Genomic DNA, 20,704 nt, shown 5'->3' with positions numbered 1-20,704 from the left:
TAAAAACAAATAAAATTTAAAATTTGGTTGTATGAAATCATTAGTCGCATTTAAGACAGTGTCTGTTATTATTTTACTCATGTTGACATTAACTGCTAAGCTTTTTTCTCAGGAATTGTCAGTAGTAGATTCAAGTAGTGTTAAGATTGAAGAATTGCCAGAATATGTAGTAATCACTTCAGAAAACACGAAACTATTTGGAGGGATAAATATTATAATCGATTATAAAAAATCTCCATACGAGGATGTTTTGATGAAATTAGAAAAACTTTTGCAGTCAAGAAAGAAACTTAAAATCAGAAATCAAACAGATATGTTAAATACAATGGCACAATTAGGATTTGAATATGTTGATGCTTATAATGCTAATGCAGGAACAATAGGAGCAGGAGGGGGTGACGCTGTTGATATATTTGGAAGTCAATCAAAGTTTAGAATTAACATGGTGTTTAGAAAGAAAGAAGAACATAGATAAAGTATGACAAATCGAAATGAAAAATGTTAACGTATTCTAAATTAAACTATAAATCATGACAAAAATAATCATAATTACATTTACCATATTATTTTCATTCCTTCACTACGGATTTGGTCAAAGTCAGGATATGCTCAAGGGAGGCGATATAATGATTGATGAAAATACGATCATTAAAGATGAATCTGGCAACAAGGTAGGAATGTCTGATTTTATGGATTTAATGAATTCTGGAGAATGGATGATGGATCCTGTAAACGATTCTAATGGCAAAATGAAATATGTACAACTTAGGAAAGCAACCGAAGAAGAAAAAAAGATGATGGCAGAAATGCCAATGCCAGGAAGTAGTTCGGAATTGATCGGGGAAAACGTCCCCGAATTTAAATTTGAAGACATAAATGGTAATGTAATTTCATCGGAAAACACGAAAGGGAAAGTAGTTGTTTTGAATTTCTGGTTTACTGCTTGCAAACCCTGCATTGCTGAAATTCCTGAACTAAATGAAGTTTTTGAAAAATATAAAAATAGCACAAATGTGATATTTGCATCTATCACATTCGATAAAGAAAAAAGAGTAAAAAAGTTTTTAAAAAAGCATATTATTGAATATCCAGTAGTATCAAATGCAACAGAATTGTGTAATCTATTTCAGATCACAGCTTATCCAACGAATATAGTTATTGATAAAGAAGGAAAGTATCTTTATTATGAGACAGGAGGATTTCCTAATATCGGGGAATCAATTTCAAATTCAATCCAGACAGCTTTACAAGAATAAAATCAACTAAACTGTATTTGAAGCTTTGTGTTCCAATGCATTATTAATTTTCGGCAAATTCTGATTAAGAAAAATACACTGAACTTGATTTTGCAATAACAAAACCAAAAAAAATTTAGTAATAGTATCTTAAATCATTTATACTTTATAAATATAAATAATCAACACAAGATTATTCTAATCATTCATAAATAAATTTAATCTTTTAAAAAAGAGAGACATGTTAAAAAACGTTTTGTACTTAATCATTTGTAGCTATTTAATATTTGGAAGCACAAATATGATGGCTCAATCGGAACTTTCAAATTCCAGCAGCCTTTTTCTGCTCAAGGCGAAGCAATTGAATAGCGATGCAGAAGGGATACAGTCAGATGCAAAAGAAAAAGCCTTAATAATTAAAGAGATCAAGGCCAATTTTCCAGTCAGCAGAAAAAAAGGAAACTTTTACATCGGAGGATTGATGAAAGTAGATGAAAACTTTAATGAGGAAGCCCTGACCGACCTCGGTGGTAAAGTAGGTACGAGAAACCCAATACTTTACACCTTTCGGATACCAATTGAGCAATTTGAAGCGATGACCAATCTGCCTGGAATCAGTTATATCCAGGTTGACCAAAAAGTAAAAAAAAAGTTAGACGCCGCACTCGCCGAAACAAACGTAACAGCGGTTCATCTGGGAACTAACCTTCCTCAGGCATATACTGGTGAAGGAGTCGTTGTAGGCGTAATCGACGGTGGTTTTGATATGACCCACCCTGCCTTCCGCGACAGCTCAGGCAATTTACGCATACAGAGGGTTTGGGTACAAAACGTTAATGCAGGAAACCCGCCTTCTGCTTATGGATACGGAACAGAATTGACTGATGCAGCTGACATGTTGAGTATTGGCCAAACCTCCGATAGTCAGTCGCACGGTACACATGTAACTTCTATTGCTGCCGGCAGGGGGGTTGGTCTTGATGAAATGTTTGGTGGAGTTGCCCCAAATGCTGATATAGTAATTGTTGAACCAGATTTTTCCACTGCTGGTGAGTCGGCAATCACTGATGGCATCAGCTATATCTTCAATTATGCAGATTCGGTTGGCAAGCCTGCTGTTATCAACATGAGTTTGGGGCACCATTCCGGGCCACATGATGGCACTTCCTTGTTTGATCAGTTTATTGATGCAATAGTAGGAGAAGGAAAGATTTTGGTGGGATCGGTTAGCAATGAAGGAGACAGACCTGTACATATTGCCTACGATTTACAGGCAAATGATACACTCCGTAGCTTTATAGGAACATACAGTACTGAGGGAAGTGGAGAAGTAAGCATTTGGGGGCAACCCGGAGCTTCTTTCGATGTGTCCATGAAATTTGATGATTTTTCCACAGGTAGCAATATAGGTACAACAGCATTCTTACCTTCCTCCGCAGATACAACTGTTGAAATTGTATTTGCAGGTGGAGATATAACCATTAGTATTGATGTGGATGATGCCTCGGTTTTAAATTCCAAACCCAATATAATGATAATGATAGAGATGAGCGCATTGTTGTCCCAACAAGTTGTGCCGGAATTAATACTGACTGGAACCGCAGGATCGCTTCATTTATGGAGTGAAGTTGGTTTGGAAAGTTTTGGTATTGGTGGTTATACAGAAGGAAATTCTGACATTTCCTGTAATGAAATAGGGGGAACGGCTGATGGCATTATATCAGTGGGAGCTTATACCACAAAGACTTCTTTTATGGGATTAGATGGGAATACACACGATGCACAGGGGACAGTATTGGGCGAGTTGGGAGCATTTTCCAGCCATGGTCCAACCGTTGATGGCAGGACCAAGCCAGAAATCACGGCTCCTGGAGATGTGCTAATTGCAGCCGTAAATGCTACATATCCTTACGTTGCCGAAGAATACCCGCCAGCATACGAATACCAAGAAGGAAATACCTCCTGGTATTTCGGGGGAGCTACCGGCACTTCCATGTCTTCTCCTTTTGTTGCGGGCATAGTTGCCCTTTTACTCGAAGCAAACGACACACTGAACGTAACACAAGTAAAAGAAATTCTTGCTACAACAGCTCGTACCGATAGTTTGACAGGCACTATTCCGCCTGGAGGCAGCAATCTTTGGGGCTGGGGAAAGGTAGATGCACTGGCAGCTATACAGGAATTAGAAACATATTCTACGGAGGATATTTTGAAAAACAATAGAGCTGTCCAAATTTTCCCAAATCCAACTTCGGCCTCTATTACTGTGTTTTTTGAAAACAAAAAAGAGGATGTTATGATTCAAATAACTGATATTTCAGGAAAATTAGTTTGGTCAGAAAATTGGTCAGATGGATGTGATTATGCAAAAAATATTGATCTTTCCTCTTTTAAGGCTGGGATATATTTTCTCAGCCTACGGGATAATGAAAACATTATCACAAGCAAAATAGTAAAGTATTGATCTTTTTGAATGATCAAAATCCCATCTGACAAATTGTAATTTCGACAAACATTATAATTGTCATTAAATCAACAAAGATATGAGCAGCGAAAGCACAAATACAGAACCCTTGTAAAGTGAGATGAAAACATATCATACAAGTTGGATTAACATGATGGATAAGCGAGCTGACTGACCCTTGAGAGATCAGGGTCAGTTAAGCTCGCAAACAACTCCAATGATACTAAGGTCAGGAGCTGACCTTATCACTTACCATATTATCGCAAAGATTTAAATGATAGTATTAAGAGAAAATAAATTGAATAAATATCTAATCAGTGAGGGAGTAAAGAATGCGATTCATTGAAGTGATGCCTGTAAAGGGTAGCCAGGTTAGCTTTAAGAAGGATATATTTCTTGAAAAAAACATCCTTCTTGAGCATATTATACAAATTACTGGCACAGCTATAATGAATATTTTATGAAGGAAAAACACAATTCGGACTTTGTGTAGGGGGATTTTCTCAAACAACAAACTCGTCGACATGTACTGTTCCTTCAATTGGAAGGCATTGATTGCTTTCCATTCCTTTTCGAATCTTATGCATAAATAGCCACGCGGTTTTGCGTGTAATGCCATATCTTTTAGCTACCTGAGAAGCCAAAAGTCCTTTAGTAGTAGCAGACATCTCAAACATATTCATGAATGCCTATCTCACACCAAACTTTACTTTGTGAAAAAATGTCCCTTCAGTAGGACTCTCGATATGTTTGCACAAGGTGCAACAACGTTGGTATTTGCTGCCCTTACTAAATTTAGTGTGTTTGCATTTTCGGCACTCAAACCCACTATTCCACTTAATGTCAGACAGATACTTAAGGCAAGCTTCATCTTATGAAAATCGTTCAGTAAAATTCTAAGAGCTTTTCTCCATTGTATATTTCCATAGATCTTTAATTCTCATCCAAATATAATATTAATTAAGTAAACACCTCAATTTGTTTATATAAAAAAGGCTATTTCCGAAAAAGAAATAGCCTTTTTTATAAAATGAAATTACTATTCTATTCGCCAAGTGTAGCTACCATTACAGCTTTTATAGTGTGCATACGATTTTCTGCTTCATCGAAAACCACAGACGCTTCAGACTCGAAAACTTCCTCGCTTACTTCCATTGCTTCGATTCCGAATTTTTGATATATCTCTTCACCAATAGTAGTATCACGATTGTGAAATGCAGGAAGACAATGCAAAAATTTCACATCTTTATTTCCGGTTTTATCCATCGCCTTTTTGTTCACCTGATAAGGCAACATTTCTTTAATTCTTTTTTCCCAAACTTCGTCGGGCTCACCCATTGAAACCCAAACATCGGTATATAGAAAATCAACACCTTTTACAGCTTCATCAAGATTTTCTGTAATAGTGATTTTTGCACCAGTTTCTTTTGCGATTTCCATACATTCTTCAACGAGTTTTTCGTCAGGGAAGCAAGATTTTGGAGCTGCTGCTCTAAAGTCCATTCCCATTTTTGCTGCACCTACAAGCAACGAATTTCCCATATTATTTCTTGCATCGCCAAGATATGCGAAAGATATCTTATTTAGAGGCTTATCGGAATGTTCCATCATTGTCAACAAATCTGCAAGTATTTGTGTAGGATGAAATTCGTTAGTGAGCCCATTCCAAACAGGCACTCCCGAAAATTCTCCCAATTCTTCAACAATCTTTTGACCAAAACCCCTGTATTCGATTCCATCATACATTCTGCCAAGAACTCGGGCTGTATCTTTCATTGTTTCTTTCTTCCCAATTTGTGAGCCTGTTGGGCCAAGATAAGTTACATGGGCTCCCTGATCGAGTGCTGCTACTTCAAACGCACATCTTGTTCTGGTAGAGGCTTTCTCAAAAATTAATGCAATATTTTTTCCACTGAGTCTTTTTTGTTCAATACCTGCATATTTCGCAGCTTTTAAATCTGCCGAAAGGTCTAATAAAAACTTAATTTCTTTAGGACTAAAATCTAAAAGTTTTAGAAAATTTCTATTTCTTAAATTAAATGCCATGATTTTTTTATTTTTAATTGAATATTTATTATTATTTATTTATGTTTTTAACTAAAAACTATCCGAGTGCCACTACCTTCTTTACCAAGTTGGCTTGCAGTAGTAATGATTGTTTCTTTTCCGCCACTTTCTATGAATTGAATAGCTGCCCGAATTTTTGGAGCCATACTTCCTTCAGTAAAATGACCATCTGCAAGATACTTTTTCGCATCAGTTACTGTCATTTGGTCAATAGCTTTTTGGTCGGGTGTATTAAAATTGATGTAAACTTTTGGAATATCAGTCAAAATAATAAACTCGTCGGCATTAATTTGCGAAGCCAACAATGAAGATGCTAAATCTTTATCAATCACTGCATCTATTCCTTCCAATTTGTTTGGTTCTACATAATAAACAGGGATTCCGCCTCCGCCAACTGTTACAACTATTTGTCCATCTCTGGCAAGCTTTTCAATAGATTTTCTGTTTCCAATTCTATAGGGTTTTGGCGAAGGAACAACTTTTCTCCAGCCTCTACCTCTTGGATCTTCAGCAAATACTGATTTTGTTTCGCTTGTTATTTTTTCTGCTTGTTCTTTTGTATAATAGGGACCAACAGGTTTTGTAGGATTTTCGAAAGCAGGATCGTTCTTATCAACAAGTACTTGAGTAATTATTGAAATTATATCTACATCAATTTTTTCTTTTTCTAAAACATTTCGCAATTGTTGTTCAATCATATAGCCAATAGAACCTTGAGTTTCAGCAACACAAATATCAATTGGCATTTTTGGAATACCAAATACTTGTTCGCCCGCCTCATGTTGTAAAAGCACATTTCCCACTTGTGGTCCATTTCCATGACCAATCACAATATTATATTTCTTTTTAATAAGTTGAACCAGATGCGAGCATGTGTTGTACACATTTTCTTCTTGTTCACTAATAGTTCCTTTCTGACCACTAGAAAGTAAAGCATTTCCGCCAAATGCAACTACTGCTAATTTCTTCATATTATTGGTTTTAAAAAAAACTGCAAAATTATAATTTTTATTTATTTCAATTGCAAAAAATCCTTATTAAAATATTCAAAAAAAATATTTTAGCAATATTTCCTAAATTCTTCTGTTTTTTTGATTAAACTTAAAAATTGCTATTTTTTGTTGATAGAAGAAAACTTATGAGATTATTGAATAAATGTATTATAATTAAAGAATTTTGCATTAATTAGTTTATTTTTTTCTTAATTTTGCAAATTATTTTAGATTTAATGTAAAAGTAAATGGAAAAAACGAAAGTACTATTTGTTTCGCAAGAAATAACACCATATTTACCTGAAACAGAGATGTCTCATATAGGACGCTACTTGCCTCAAGGAATACAAGAAACAGGCAAAGAAATTAGAACTTTCATGCCTCGATATGGTTTAATCAACGAAAGAAGAAATCAACTGCATGAAGTTATTCGTTTGTCAGGTATGAATTTAATTATTGATGATTCCGACCATCCCTTAATCATAAAAGTAGCTTCAATTCAATCTGCCCGAATGCAAGTTTATTTCATTGATAATGAAGATTATTTTCAGCGTAAAGCTATGTTTACCGATGAAAACAACCAGATATTTGACGATAATGATGAAAGAACCATCTTTTTCTCTCGTGGAGTAATCGAAACAGTTGAGAAACTAAGATGGGCACCAGACATTATTCATTGTCATGGTTGGATTTCAAGTCTTATACCTTTATATATTAAAAAATCTTTAAAAGATAATCCTTTATTTTGCGATTCAAAAGTAGTTTATTCAGTATATAATGACGATTTTGAAGGAAAATTTCATAGGTCATTTAAGGAAAAACTTAAAATAGATGGCATTGAAAACGAAGATATTACAATTTTAAAAAGAGGTGATTATGTTAACCTAAATAAATCGGCAATTGACAATTCAGATGCAATTATTTATGGTAGCGAAAAAGTTAACCTTAAATTAAAAAGATATATTGACAAGCAATCTGTGCCTGTCCTTCCTTATCAGACTAACGAAACTTTTCTTAAAGCATATTCGCAATTTTACGACAAATTATTAGAAAACCAAAAAGATGAATAAAAACCAAGTTAAATCATTAAAAGTTACAATCAACACAATCTTTTTTCTCTCATTTTTTTTATTTTTTCAAAGCTGCCAAGAAGAAAACCAACTTGGATATAATTTAGTTCCTGATGGAGACAAAATTATTCTTCATAGCGACTCACTGTCGGTAGTGGCAGCCTCAACAATTACTGACCATTTAATCACAACAGATGAACGCTCTCTTTGCCTATTGGGAAGCTGTGAAGATCCAGTATTTGGAAGCTCAAAAGCTGAATTTGTAACTGAATTTCGTCTTTCGAAAAATGCAGTTAGATTTGGTTCAAACCCAGTAATTGATTCTATATTTTTATACTTGGACTATGCCGGATATTATGGAGATACAAGCATAATGCAAAACATAAAAATTCATAAACTTTCTGAAAACATAAATGATACGCTGACATATTTTTCCAATTCTCATGTTAGCTTCGAACCGGCGTTTTTTAATAAATATTACAAACCTCTTCCTTCAGATACTAACAATTTGAAAATTAAACTTCCAGATGAATTGGGACAAGAATTGCTTGATCTTGACACTACTTTTTTGGAAGACAATGATTCCTTTAAAGATGCCTTTAAAGGTCTTTATTTTTCAACTGACCAAATAGGAGCCTCAATAGTATATTTTGATTTATTATCATCTGTTTCGAAAATAACTTTATACTATTCAAATGATACAAGTATTTTAGATGGCGATACCTTAAGTTTCGATTTCTTACTCAATGAATATTGTGCAAGATTTAATATTTACGATCATCAGTTTCAAAACACTAATATTTCACAATATTTAAACGTAGAAGATGCAGATCATATTTATTTACAATCAATGGGTGGACTAAAAGCAGAACTTCAATTTCCATTTGCTGATACATGGCTTGAAACTGTTGCGGAAACAGAACAAGTTGCAATAGCCAAAGCCGAATTAGTTTTTAGTATCAAAGAAAATACAACAAACAAGTTTTCTCCACCTGAAAAACTTATTTTAGAACTAATTGACAGAAATGAAGGCTTTGATGCTCCTTCAGACTATTATATTGACAGTAATGTCGAAAATTATTATTTCAATGGATATATTGATTCTACAGATTATACATACTCTATAAATATTACCCAATATTTTCAAGATTTAATAGATCAGAACATTGAAAATAAAGGACTATTTTTGTTACCCTCGAAAAGTAAAGTTTCTGCAAATAGGGTAATATTAAATAACTCAGGAAATAACAAAATTCTTTTAAAACTTACATACACAAAACTATAAAACTAATTTTATGTGCGGTATTGTTGGATACATTGGGAACAAAGAAGCCTTCCCAATCTTAATAAATGGCTTAAAACGATTAGAATATCGTGGCTACGATTCTGCCGGGATTTCAATTGTGAATGGCGATATTAGAACTTATAAGGTAAAAGGAAAAGTCAAAGATATTGAAGAATTCGTAAAAGACAAAGATGTTTCTGGAGACATTGGTATGGGACACACCAGATGGGCAACTCATGGAGTGCCAAGTACTGAAAATGCTCATCCACACACTTCAATGAATAACTTGTTTATATTGATTCACAACGGAATAATTGAAAACTACTCCATACTTAGAGAAAAGCTTATAAATAGAGGCTACACTTTTAAAAGTGAGACAGATACAGAAATATTAGCTAACCTTATAGAGTACATATATATAAGAGGTAACGAGTTTTTGGACGGTAAATTTACCGCCGAAATGGCAATTCGATATGCCTTAAAAAAAGTTTCCGGAGCTTATGCACTTGTAGTTGCTTGCAAAGATGAGCCAAATCAATTGGTGGCAGCTAGAAAAGGAAGCCCATTAGTAGTAGGAGTTGGAACGGATGAATATTTTATAGCTTCAGATGCTACACCGATTGTTGAATATACAAAAAGTGTAATTTATCTTAACGACTATGATATAGCAATTATCAAAAAAACGGAACTCCAATTAAAAACATTAAAAAACGAACCTATATCTCCAAAAATTGAAAAACTTGATATTGATATAGGAGAGATTGAAAAGGGTGGCTACGAACATTTCATGTTGAAAGAAATTTTCGAGCAACCTTCAACTTTAGTAAACACATTAAGAGGCCGAATAACTGCCGATCATTCTGACATCCATCATGGTGGAATATTAGAAATAATACCAAAAATTGTTGCAGCCAAAAGACTCATAATTATAGGTTGTGGGACATCCTGGCATGCCGGACTGGTTGGCGAATACCTTTTCGAAGAATTTGCCAGACTACCGGTTGAAGTTGAATATGCTTCCGAATTTAGATATAGAAAACCGGTAATTTATGAAGATGATATTGTTATTGCAATAAGTCAGAGTGGCGAAACTGCAGATACATTAGCTGCCATAAGATTGGCAAAAGAAAATAAAGCTTTAGTGATAGGAATTTGTAATGTTGTAGGTTCAAGCATTTCGAGAGAAACCGATGCAGGAATTTACACCTATGCAGGACCAGAAATAGGAGTTGCTTCTACCAAAGCATTCACATCGCAGGTAACTACATTAGCTTTTTTATCAATTCTAATTGGGAAAAAACGTAATACAATAGATGAAGCAACCTATAAAGAACTAATTTTGGAGATATCTCAAATTCCAAAAAAAGTAGAAAAAACTCTTAGCTATCATGGCGAATGTAAAAAAATTGCTGAACTATATAAAGATGCAGGAAACTTTTTATATTTAGGAAGAGGCTACTTTTTTCCTGTAGCTCTTGAGGGAGCCTTAAAACTTAAAGAAATTTCATACATTCATGCTGAAGGATATCCGGCAGCAGAAATGAAACATGGACCAATTGCATTAATAGATGAAAATATGCCAGTAGTAGTAATTGCTGCAAAAGACCATTCATACGAAAAAATTGTGAATAATATTGAAGAAGTAAAAGCCAGAAAAGGAAAAGTTATTGCAATTGTTACAGAAGGAGATGTGCAAATTGAAAAACTTGCAGACCATATTTTGGAAATTCCAAACTCCGATTATGCCCTTGCTCCTATTTTAGCAGTCATACCTCTGCAATTAATTTCATACTACATAGCAGCAGCACGCGGATGCAATATCGATCAACCAAGAAATTTAGCAAAAGCAGTTACTGTAGAATAATCAATACTTGCATCATAATCTATTTTCGAATGCTTGATATATAAACAAAATTCTTCTATTAACAATCTTTTTTATTTTTCTCAAATAAGGAATATTAATGCAACCATTTTTTTATACTTATAGTCAATTGTTAAGATTGAATTATGCAGAGTGAAAAAAATATAATTGAAGGCTGCATAAGAAATAGCAGAAAATATCAAAAGATATTGTATGAAAGGTATTCGCAGGTTTTGTTAGGAATATGTTATAGATATGCCAGAGATAAGTCTGAAGCAGAAGATATTTTGCAGGAAGGATTTATAAAAATATTTTATAACATAAAACAATATTCGGGTGCAGGTTCTTTTGAAGGTTGGATGAAAAGAATTATAGTTAATACTTCTATCACACACTATCATAAGAATTTGAAGCATAATTATAATGATGATATAAATGAAATTAGAGAAACAAAAATTGAAGAAAATACATTTGAAGATGCAGATTTTACAAGAGAGGAACTATTCAGTGTGATAAACGAACTACCACATGGATACAAAACAATATTTAATTTATATGCCATTGAAGGATATAAACATAAAGAAATTGCTGAGAAATTGGAGATTGATATTAATACATCAAAATCACAATTCTCAAGAGCTAGGAAACAAATTCAAAAAAAACTAATTGAGCTTAGTAGAATTAAAGAACACTAAGTTTTTAGCTATTTTAGCTAAATCTATTTGTAAAAATGGAAATTAAAAATAAAAACATAGAAAATTTATTTAAAGATAAGTTCAGCGACTTTGAAGTTGAACCATCTTCAAGTTTGTGGAACGATTTATCAAAAAAACTTATTATTAGTAATTTTTTGAAATTCGGACTTGTACATTTTAATATATATTATTCAATTGTTGCTATAAGTCTTACTTTAAGTGCAGGATTATATATTTCTGAAAATCTGAATGATAACGAAAACCAAAACAATATTCAAATTGTTGATTTATCAAGCCACAATTCACAAGAATCTCTTTCACTAAAAAATTCAGAATATCCAAAAGGAATAACAAATGAAAGCGAAAAACATGAATATACGAATAAAGATAATTCACAAAGTTCAGAAATAGAGTCATTTGAGGAGGAAAAAATCAATTTAACTAAACAAACACCTCTCACAAGACAAAACCAAATCAAAATAGAAGAAAAACCAATTGCAACAAAAGAAGTAGAGAGAGAAGCAAAAGTCGAATTTGAAAAAAATGCAACAATCTCAGAAAAAGAAAATACTATTCTTGAAGAAAACAATTCTACGAAAACCGTATCAGAAATAAGTTCTCAGAATATTAGTACAAATTCGAATATTAACATAGATTTTTTCGAAAAAGAAAACAATACTTCTGTAGAGAAAAATAGTGAAGTTGCAGAAATTACCTATGCAGAATCCGAAGAAAAAATAGAAGATTTTGAAGGACCAAGTTTCGAATTAAAAAATGAAATTTTTTACGATACAATTATCATATTTGATACCTTAACGTTTATTGATACCATCATAACACATGTAGATAATTTTGAATATAAAACAAAATATTCAGTAGATGCTTATTTCGATAATTTCATTACAAACAGTATTTTCAAAGAAAAATCTAACGAATATTCAATTCTATCTGATGAACTAAACAGAACAAGCACTTCATCTACAGGATTTACTGTTGGGGCAAATTTGAATTATCATAACCAAAACAATCTGATTCTTCAGATTGGAGGAAGTTATACGCAAATAAAAGAAAGCTTTGAGACAGAATATTTAGATTTTACAAAAGATTCAACGTCTTTCTGGAACTATTCTATCGGAGAACCAATAATACTAATTGATACTATCGATTGGGAATTTGTTTATGACAGTATTCAAGGCAACTATGTACATGTGCCCATTTTGCAAGAAACAATTACCACTCCAATTGATTCGGCATTAGTTACAGACTATGACTCAAGTTCTACTAAAACAATTTATTCAAACAAAAATACATATTCATATTTTGAAATTCCTCTTATTATTGGATACGAGTTTAAAAAATCTAAATTTACCTTCACACCAAAAGTTGGACTAATTACTGGCATATTTATTAATTCAAGAGGAAAAACAATATCACTTATTGATAGAGAATCTATAGTTGATATTAGCAAAAACGATTTACCTTTTATAAAGGCAAACTTTACTTTACTTTTAGGTATGGGAGTAAACTACCAGATGAACAATAATATGAGTTTGCTTGCAGAACCTTTTTATAGAACAAATTTAAATTCTATTTTAAGTGAAAATCATTATATCTCGCAAAGGTTCAATAATATAGGGATAAGATTTGGTGTAAGATACAGATTCTAAAATTCAAGAAATCAAATCATTTTTGTAGAATGAAAATATTGACACCTAGACTTTTATGAAATATATAAAATGAAAAAACTTTTCATAATATTCATATTTTCATTTTTGACTATAAAAGTCTTTTCACAATTATATATTTCAGGTAACATAATAGACAGCTCCAATACTCCAGTTCCTTACCATATGGTAAGCATTTCTTCCGATGGGAATCCCTTATCAATTGTGTACAGCGATATCTCAGGTAATTACCTATTCTATAGTCCTAATTTTTCATGCAATTGCATCATAAGTATTTCTACTTTAGATTGTTTAGGGGAAATTCACCAAATTTCAGGAAGTTATACGCCATATATCAACCATGATTTCCAAATTTGTTTTGATACTTCAAATATTTCATCGAATTGTAGCTCATATTTCTTTTTTTATTCAGGAGTTGGAACACTTTTCGAATATCAATTCTTTGATGGTTCATTTGGAAATGCCTATAGCTGGGAATGGGATTTTGGAGACAATACTTATTCAAGCATACAAAATCCTTACCATACATTTACTGATCCCGGAACTTATAATGTATGTTTAACTATTTCTAATTTAGGCTCATGCTCCGATACATATTGCGATTCTGTTACAGTTGATGGGATTTATATTCCAACATGTCAGGCACTATTCTTTTCTTCGGCAACAATCCCACCTACGAATATTGATTTTGGAGATATTTCATATTCAAGCGGAACAATCGTTGAATGGTTTTGGGATTTCGATGATGGCAACACCTCAACACTTCAAAATCCTAGTCACACTTTTCAATATTCAGGTGATTATAATGTATGCTTGAAAATCACCACAGATGATAGTTGCACAAACACATTTTGCAATATAGTTCATTTCATAGGTCCTGCTCCTGTGTGCCAGGCAAACTTCAATAGCATTCACGACAGTTTGATGTGTAGCGGTTGTTTTCAATTTTCAGAAAACTCAACCACATCAGGGCTAATAATAGATTGGTTTTGGGATTTTGGTGATGGAGATACCTCAACTCTTCAAAATCCTAACCATATTTACAGCAACTATGGAACTTATTTCACTTGTTTAACAGTTTTTACGGACGACAATTGTGAGAATACTTTTTGCGACAGCATAACATTTTTTAATCCTCCTCAAATTTGTGAAGCTAATTTCAGTTATAATATAGATACATCAAATAGTTGTCAAAATTGCTTTCAATTTAGTGATTCTTCAATGTCCTCAAGTACTATTAATGAATGGAATTGGAATTTTGGAGATGGAGATTCATCAATAATAAAAAATCCAAATCATATTTATGCAATAAACGGTGAATATATAGTATGTTTGACAATAAAAACAATTGATAGTTGCACAAGTTCGTTTTGCGATACTGTTTTTGTTTCAGGAAATATTCCACTATTTTCAATTTCTGGTGTTGTTAAAGGCAATTTTTTGCCGATTGCAAATGGAGAAATAATTCTATTTGGAAGTGGAAAAAGCTGGACTAATTCAATAAACTTTGGTGAATATATTTTCACAGATTTAGAGGCTGGGAATTATATTTCCTATGCAATACCTGAAAATACAACAATTTCAAATTTCGCACCCACATATTTAGTAAATTCATTATATTGGTCAGAATCAATAGAAATATCCCTCAATTCGAATATTATAAATGCCGATATAGAACTTATTAGTTTCCAGAATAATTTCGATGGAAATGGTGTAATTTCAGGAACAATTGTTTTTATCGACTCAACAAATACAAACAAAGAGTATGAAAGGAATTTAAACCTATCTCTTGAAAACATTTCGGTTTTACTTTTAGATATGGAAGACAAATTGTTAGACTATATTCTAACTGATGCAAGTGGAAATTTTGCATTTCGAAGTTTACCTTTCGGCACCTACAAAATATATACTGAAATTACAGGTTATCAAACATTTCCGGCAATAGTTAGGATAGATGCAGGAAATCAAATCATTGAAAATATTGAAATTATTATATACGGCGACCAAGTAATAATTGGTATTAAAAATGATTTATTCAACAAAAATTCAGTTCAAACATACCCTAATCCAGTAAAAAATAAACTAAATATCGAATTTGCATTAAAAAAATGTACATACATAGAGTTATACATTTACAATGAATTTGGGCAAAATGTTTACACCAATAAAAGAAAGTATATGATCGGAAAACATGCAAAAAAAATTGATGTAAATAGTTTGCCTAATGGACTTTATTTTTTAAGAATACAAGCAGAAAGTAAAAGTCTGCACGAAGTGAAGTTTGTAAAGTAAATTTTTCTCTAATTCATTCATCACAAAAGGCGTTTTCAACGGAAAATGCCTTTTTTCTCGCTATTAAGTTTAGGGAACATAAAACACTAATTACCAATCAGTTTAGGCAATAAGTTAAGCAAACTCTGCACAAGATTTTTAGTATTTTTGTACAACCAAAACTAAATATCATGGTCTATTTTAAAATTATTTAAGAATTATTAAGAATACAATAAGTTTATTTTATTATACATTTGCAAAAAATTATTAATCAATTAAAATTTAATCAAAAATTATGAAAAATTTAATTTTTACTTTTATTGTAGCATTGGCTTTTACCACAAGCATAAATGCACAATCATTAGTTTATTGTAGTGCAGGATCTTATACTATGGATGAGTTTATTAGTGATGTAGAAGTTGGTTCAATTTCGAATCCGTCCTCTTACGCAATAGGTGGGTATGCGAATTACACAAATATATCTACCGATATGTTAATAGGAGAGTCGTATGCTATTGAGGTTACCAATGGAATTCTTATTTATCCAACCGACGAATGTGGAATCTGGATTGATTGGAATCAAGATGGCGATTTTGATGATTTATATGAAGACATGATTGTTGCTGGATCTCCAGGAGTTGGTCCTTATACATCATCGATTGTTCCTCCAACCGATGCTATAAATGGCATAACTACAATGCGAATCAGAATTGATTATTCTCCAACAAATTTGAGTCCTTGTGGAATAACCTCTTGGGGAGAAGTTGAAGATTATTCAATAAATGTAATTGGCTGCATGGCAAATGCAAATTTCTCTTACTACGACTTAGGATTAGATGTAGATTTTGCCACAGATAACTACGACAGTACTTTCAGCGTAGTTTGGGATTTTGGCGATGGAAATACCATTTCGAACATAAATAATCCTACGCACACTTACGCTTTAGCAGGGACATACACTGCAACTTTAGCCGTGAACGATTTGCTCGATTCTACTTGCTACGATACAGTTTCTTATTCTATTACAATTGACGATTGTCAAACAAATGCAATGTTTGACTATACAGTTTCTAATTTTACTATGGACTTTGCAGGATATTTTGTATATGATACAACATATATAACTACTTGGGATTTAGGAGATGGAACAATAATTACTAATCAAAATATTGTTAATCATACGTACCCGGGTTCTGGAACTTTTACAATTACTTATACAGTTGAAGATTTAAACAATCCTTATTGCACAGAAAGTTCGACAATTACTATTGAATTAGGAAATTGTAATATTGCTGCACAATTATCATGGAATGCCTGGGGCTTAGAAGCAAATTTCTCAACTTTCAATTCATCAGGCTATGACCTTGTATGGGATTTTGGAGACACCACTTTTACAAATATAGCAACACCAGCTTACACTTTCGATTCAACAGGTACTTATTATGTTTCATTGTTAATTACAGAACCGGGCAACCCTTACTGCTCAGATTTTATTGACACAAACATTTTTGTAGATGCCTGCGTTTCAAACGGAAGTTTTACTTATTCAGGAATAGAACTTGAAATTGATTTTCAGACTCAATACTACTGGGATACAGCTAATTACTACATTGAATGGCAGTTTGGTGATGGTTCAGGTTCAGTAGCTTATAATGATAATTTCCCAACACATACGTACATTTCTTCAGGCCAATACAATGTTACTTGCATCATTCAAGATTTGAACGATTCTAATTGTGCCGACACATTAATTCAAACAATAACAGTTTATCCTCCATGTATTGTTGACGCTGCTTTCACCTGGATTGATAATGGAGACTGGTCTTTTGATTTTTCAACAATAACTACATATAGTGGTGATTATACTTTTGAATGGAATTTCGGAGATGGAACAAGCTCAACAGCAGGTCAAGCTGTAAATCACATTTATAATTCAGCAGGAACATACTCAGTAAATTTAATAGTCACTCAAACAACTAATCCTAATTGTTATTCAATGGAAACGGCTTCAATCGTAATTCCTGAATGTTTAACTGATGGAGAATTTACTTTCTCTGATACATATTTATCTGTAGATTTCTCAGCAATTAATACTTTTGACCTCGCTAATTACTCTCTATCATGGAATTTTGGAGACGGATCACCAACTATTGACAATGTATTTGATGTAAATCATGTATATTCAGGAACAGGAACTTATACAGCTGTATTAACTGTATCCAATATTATTAATCCAAACTGTGTCGATGAATATAGTTTAAATGTTACAGTTGTAGAATGTGTTGCGACTGCTTCGTTCACAGAAGTAGCAAACAATCTAGAATACAATTTTATAACAACTAGTAGTCCAAGTGAATATTCAATAGTTTGGGATTTTGGCGATGGAACAACAGCAAGCAACATTAGCAGCATTACCCACACCTACGATACTGCTGGAACTTATACGGTTAGCCTTACTATAACAGATTTATTAGAACCTACTTGTACTGACACTTATACAGAAATTGTTTATGCAAGCACTATTGGAATAACAGACAATATCATTTCACTAAATGAATTTTCGATTTATCCAAATCCAGTTGTCAATAACCTAAATCTGAATATTTCATTAATTGAAAGTTCGATATTTTCTGTAAATATTATGAATGCAGTAGGTCAATCAGTGAAAAACGAATCATTCGAAAAACCTTTTGGTGATCACATTCTCTCTTTCGATGTAAGTAACCTTCCAATGGGAATGTATATACTAAAAATAGAATTTGACTCTAACGATAAAAGAGTGTTCAAATTTATTAAATAAAGATAGCATCCTTTTAATAAGAAAAGCACTCAATAAAAGAGTGCTTTTCTTGTTAAATAAAACCTAATGTTTATACATAGATTGTTATTAAAATTCGTTTCATAAAAATTTATTAGTGTTTCATCAATAAATTTATCCCTCAGACAAGTTTGAAAGTACATTTGTAAAAATTTTGTTAAACTAAAAATATAATGTTATGGAAAAGAAGAATTATTCCTTATTGGTTTTTATTATTGCTGTAATGCTTTTTGGCGCTTGTAAGAAAGAACCAACTTCCTCTACAATTGATCCTAATGTAAATTTAGCAATGTCAGAGCTAATTGTTAGCGATGCTTTTGATTATGAAACTACAAAGAATGTCAATGTTTCAATTTCTGCAATTACTAACGATGGTAGCCCTTTAGCAAAAATAAAACTTAATATATTCAGTGCTGATCCTATCAACGAAGATGGGACACTCAATACTGAAAGTATCTTATTATACTCAGGTGCTACAAATTTTAATGGTGTTTTACAAACAACGATTTCAGTCCCAACATACATGGACGAATTAGTTATTATGCCTTATTATATAGGATTAGAAAACAAAGCTATTGTCAGCATTGATAATGCCACTGTCTTTTATACATTTGGCACTGAAAACCACAATAAAAGCCTAAAAAGCGTTGGAGGAATTGAAAATACCAATGTCAATTATACAACAATAGGAACTTGGGATAGCCAAGGAGTGCCGGATTATTTAACTACACCCGATGTTATTTCACAAGGATTACTTGATGATATTAATTCTTCACTTCCAGAAAGTATAGAATTGCCAATTTCTCACCCGGAATATTTTGCCTACGGACTATCTTCAAATCTTATTGTTGAAGATTCTTCCGAAGTTTGGGTAACTTTCATTCATGAAGGAGCAGGTTGGAAAAACGTATTAGGTTATTATACATATACCACAGGAAATCCACCGGCGACCACCAACGATATTAACGAACATATTTTATTATTTCCAAATGTATCATACTCCGGTAGTGGCGGAGGACTAACATCAGGAGATAAAATCTTTATTGATACCATTCCAGGTAATACCTCTATTGGATGGTTCTTGGTTGCACAAGGATGGAATTCAGGGACATCTCAGGTTGGAAATGGTACACACGTGCTTTATTCAGATTCTCATTTAAATCCTGAAGCAGATACCAGTTTGCAAAAACATTGTGTTTTATTGTATGATGAATATAGAGAATTGTTCATAATGGGATTCGAAGATATTATTAGAACTGGCGGCGATCACGATTTTAATGATGCTGTTTTTACTGTTATCGCCAATCCTATTGAGAATACAAATCGCGATACTACTGAGAGAACTGACCCTGTTAATGATGCAGATGGAGATGGAGTAGCTGACGTTTCAGATGACTATCCAAACGATCCAAACAAAGCATTCGATAATTATTATCCAAGCGAAACTACCTTTGGAACTTTAGCATTTGAAGATTTATGGCCTGGAAAAGGCGATTACGATTTTAACGACTTAGTAATTGGATACAATTTAAACAGCATCACAAATGCAGATAATGACGTAGTTGAAATCGAGCAAAAAATTGTTGTGAGAGCTTTTGGCGCAAGTATGCACAATGGTTTTGGTATAGAATTTAATACTCCTGCAAGTAACACAAGTGTTACCGGCGGAATGGGAACTGTTGCAGGTACAAACAGAAGTGTGATAATGTCCTTTGTTGATTCTTATGAAGTATTAACTTATCCAAGCGATGGCGGAATTGGTGTTAATACTACAGTTGGAGGAGTTTACATTCAGCCTGATACAATTTATCAAACTGTAACCTTTACTTCGCCTGTGGATGTTGCACAATTGGGAACAGCACCTTACAATCCATTTATCCGTATTAATGAAGATATTACGCACGAAATACATTTGCCTGACTATGCTCCAACTGAATTGGCAGAAAATAGTGCTCTATTTGGTACGGCTCAAGATGATAGTGATGCAGCGATTGGCAGATATTACAAAACAGAAAATAACTTGCCATGGGCAATAAATATTCCTGTAGAATTCCATTATCCAATCGAAAAGGCTGAGATAGTATCAGCACATTTAAAATTTGGCTCATGGGCAACAAGTAATGGTTTAGAATATACAGATTGGTATTTAGAAATGGCCAATTATCGCAATGCCGCAAATATCTTTACCCACTAAAAAATATTTCTTTAAAAAAAAATGGCTAAACTTGATTTAATCAATCTGTTTAGCCATTTTTTTTAAC

13 protein-coding genes are annotated in these 20,704 nt (G+C 32.9%); 11 read left to right on the top strand and 2 right to left on the bottom strand.

The features are described 5' to 3' along the window. Positions 1-31: 31 nt before the first annotated feature. The 3 genes from HN894_12550 (at position 32) to HN894_12540 (ending at position 3,699) form a co-directional block, all read left to right on the top strand. Entirely contained in the window at positions 32-475 is a 444-nt protein-coding gene (locus tag HN894_12550; GenBank protein ID MBT7144151.1) for a hypothetical protein, read from the top strand. A gap of 55 nt (positions 476-530) precedes the next feature. After that, a complete protein-coding gene (locus tag HN894_12545) occupies positions 531-1,256 on the top strand; it encodes a TlpA family protein disulfide reductase (GenBank protein MBT7144150.1) in 726 nt (241 codons plus the stop codon). A 574-nt stretch (positions 1,257-1,830) separates the two neighbouring features. Further along, positions 1,831-3,699, top strand: a complete 1,869-nt coding sequence (locus HN894_12540) for a S8 family serine peptidase (protein ID MBT7144149.1) — start codon at positions 1,831-1,833, stop codon at positions 3,697-3,699. 1,044 nt (positions 3,700-4,743) lie between these two features. Here HN894_12540 and argF read toward each other — a convergent pair. Next, positions 4,744-5,745 (bottom strand): ornithine carbamoyltransferase, encoded by a 1,002-nt coding sequence (gene argF, locus HN894_12535; GenBank protein ID MBT7144148.1) that lies wholly within the window; start codon positions 5,743-5,745, stop codon positions 4,744-4,746. A 47-nt stretch (positions 5,746-5,792) separates the two neighbouring features. Further along, positions 5,793-6,737: a carbamate kinase gene (arcC, locus tag HN894_12530; GenBank protein ID MBT7144147.1), complete on the bottom strand. Its 945-nt coding sequence runs from the start codon at positions 6,735-6,737 to the stop codon at positions 5,793-5,795. 269 nt (positions 6,738-7,006) lie between these two features. On the opposite strand from arcC, the gene HN894_12525 reads away from it, so the two are divergent. The 8 genes from HN894_12525 (at position 7,007) to HN894_12490 (ending at position 20,637) form a co-directional block, all read left to right on the top strand. Further along, a complete protein-coding gene (locus tag HN894_12525; protein MBT7144146.1) occupies positions 7,007-7,828 on the top strand; it encodes a glycogen/starch synthase in 822 nt (273 codons plus the stop codon). Further along, positions 7,821-9,113 carry a DUF4270 domain-containing protein gene (locus tag HN894_12520; protein MBT7144145.1) on the top strand — a complete coding sequence of 431 codons (1,293 nt, stop codon included), beginning with the start codon at positions 7,821-7,823 and terminating at the stop codon, positions 9,111-9,113. Before HN894_12525 ends, HN894_12520 begins: the two co-directional genes overlap by 8 nt. Before the next feature lie 10 nt (positions 9,114-9,123). Beyond that, a complete protein-coding gene (glmS, locus tag HN894_12515; protein ID MBT7144144.1) occupies positions 9,124-10,977 on the top strand; it encodes a glutamine--fructose-6-phosphate transaminase (isomerizing) in 1,854 nt (617 codons plus the stop codon). A gap of 143 nt (positions 10,978-11,120) precedes the next feature. Continuing rightward, positions 11,121-11,669, top strand: a complete 549-nt coding sequence (locus HN894_12510; GenBank protein MBT7144143.1) for an RNA polymerase sigma factor — start codon at positions 11,121-11,123, stop codon at positions 11,667-11,669. A 35-nt stretch (positions 11,670-11,704) separates the two neighbouring features. Further along, positions 11,705-13,336 (top strand): hypothetical protein, encoded by a 1,632-nt coding sequence (locus tag HN894_12505; GenBank protein MBT7144142.1) that lies wholly within the window; start codon positions 11,705-11,707, stop codon positions 13,334-13,336. A gap of 69 nt (positions 13,337-13,405) precedes the next feature. Next, positions 13,406-15,646, top strand: coding sequence for a PKD domain-containing protein (locus HN894_12500; protein MBT7144141.1), 2,241 nt, complete (start codon positions 13,406-13,408; stop codon positions 15,644-15,646). Positions 15,647-15,920: 274 nt separating this feature from the next. Beyond that, complete coding sequence (locus HN894_12495) at positions 15,921-18,425, top strand: PKD domain-containing protein (GenBank protein MBT7144140.1); 2,505 nt, start codon at positions 15,921-15,923, stop codon at positions 18,423-18,425. A gap of 196 nt (positions 18,426-18,621) precedes the next feature. Then, entirely contained in the window at positions 18,622-20,637 is a 2,016-nt protein-coding gene (locus HN894_12490; GenBank protein ID MBT7144139.1) for an LruC domain-containing protein, read from the top strand. Positions 20,638-20,704 lie beyond the last annotated feature (67 nt).

The sequence above is a fragment of the Bacteroidota bacterium genome, assembly GCA_018692315.1.
GTDB lineage: Bacteria > Bacteroidota > Bacteroidia > Bacteroidales > JABHKC01 > JABHKC01.
The sequence above is the reverse complement of the archived record's forward strand: the minus strand, read 5'-3'. Positions and strand labels throughout refer to the sequence as shown.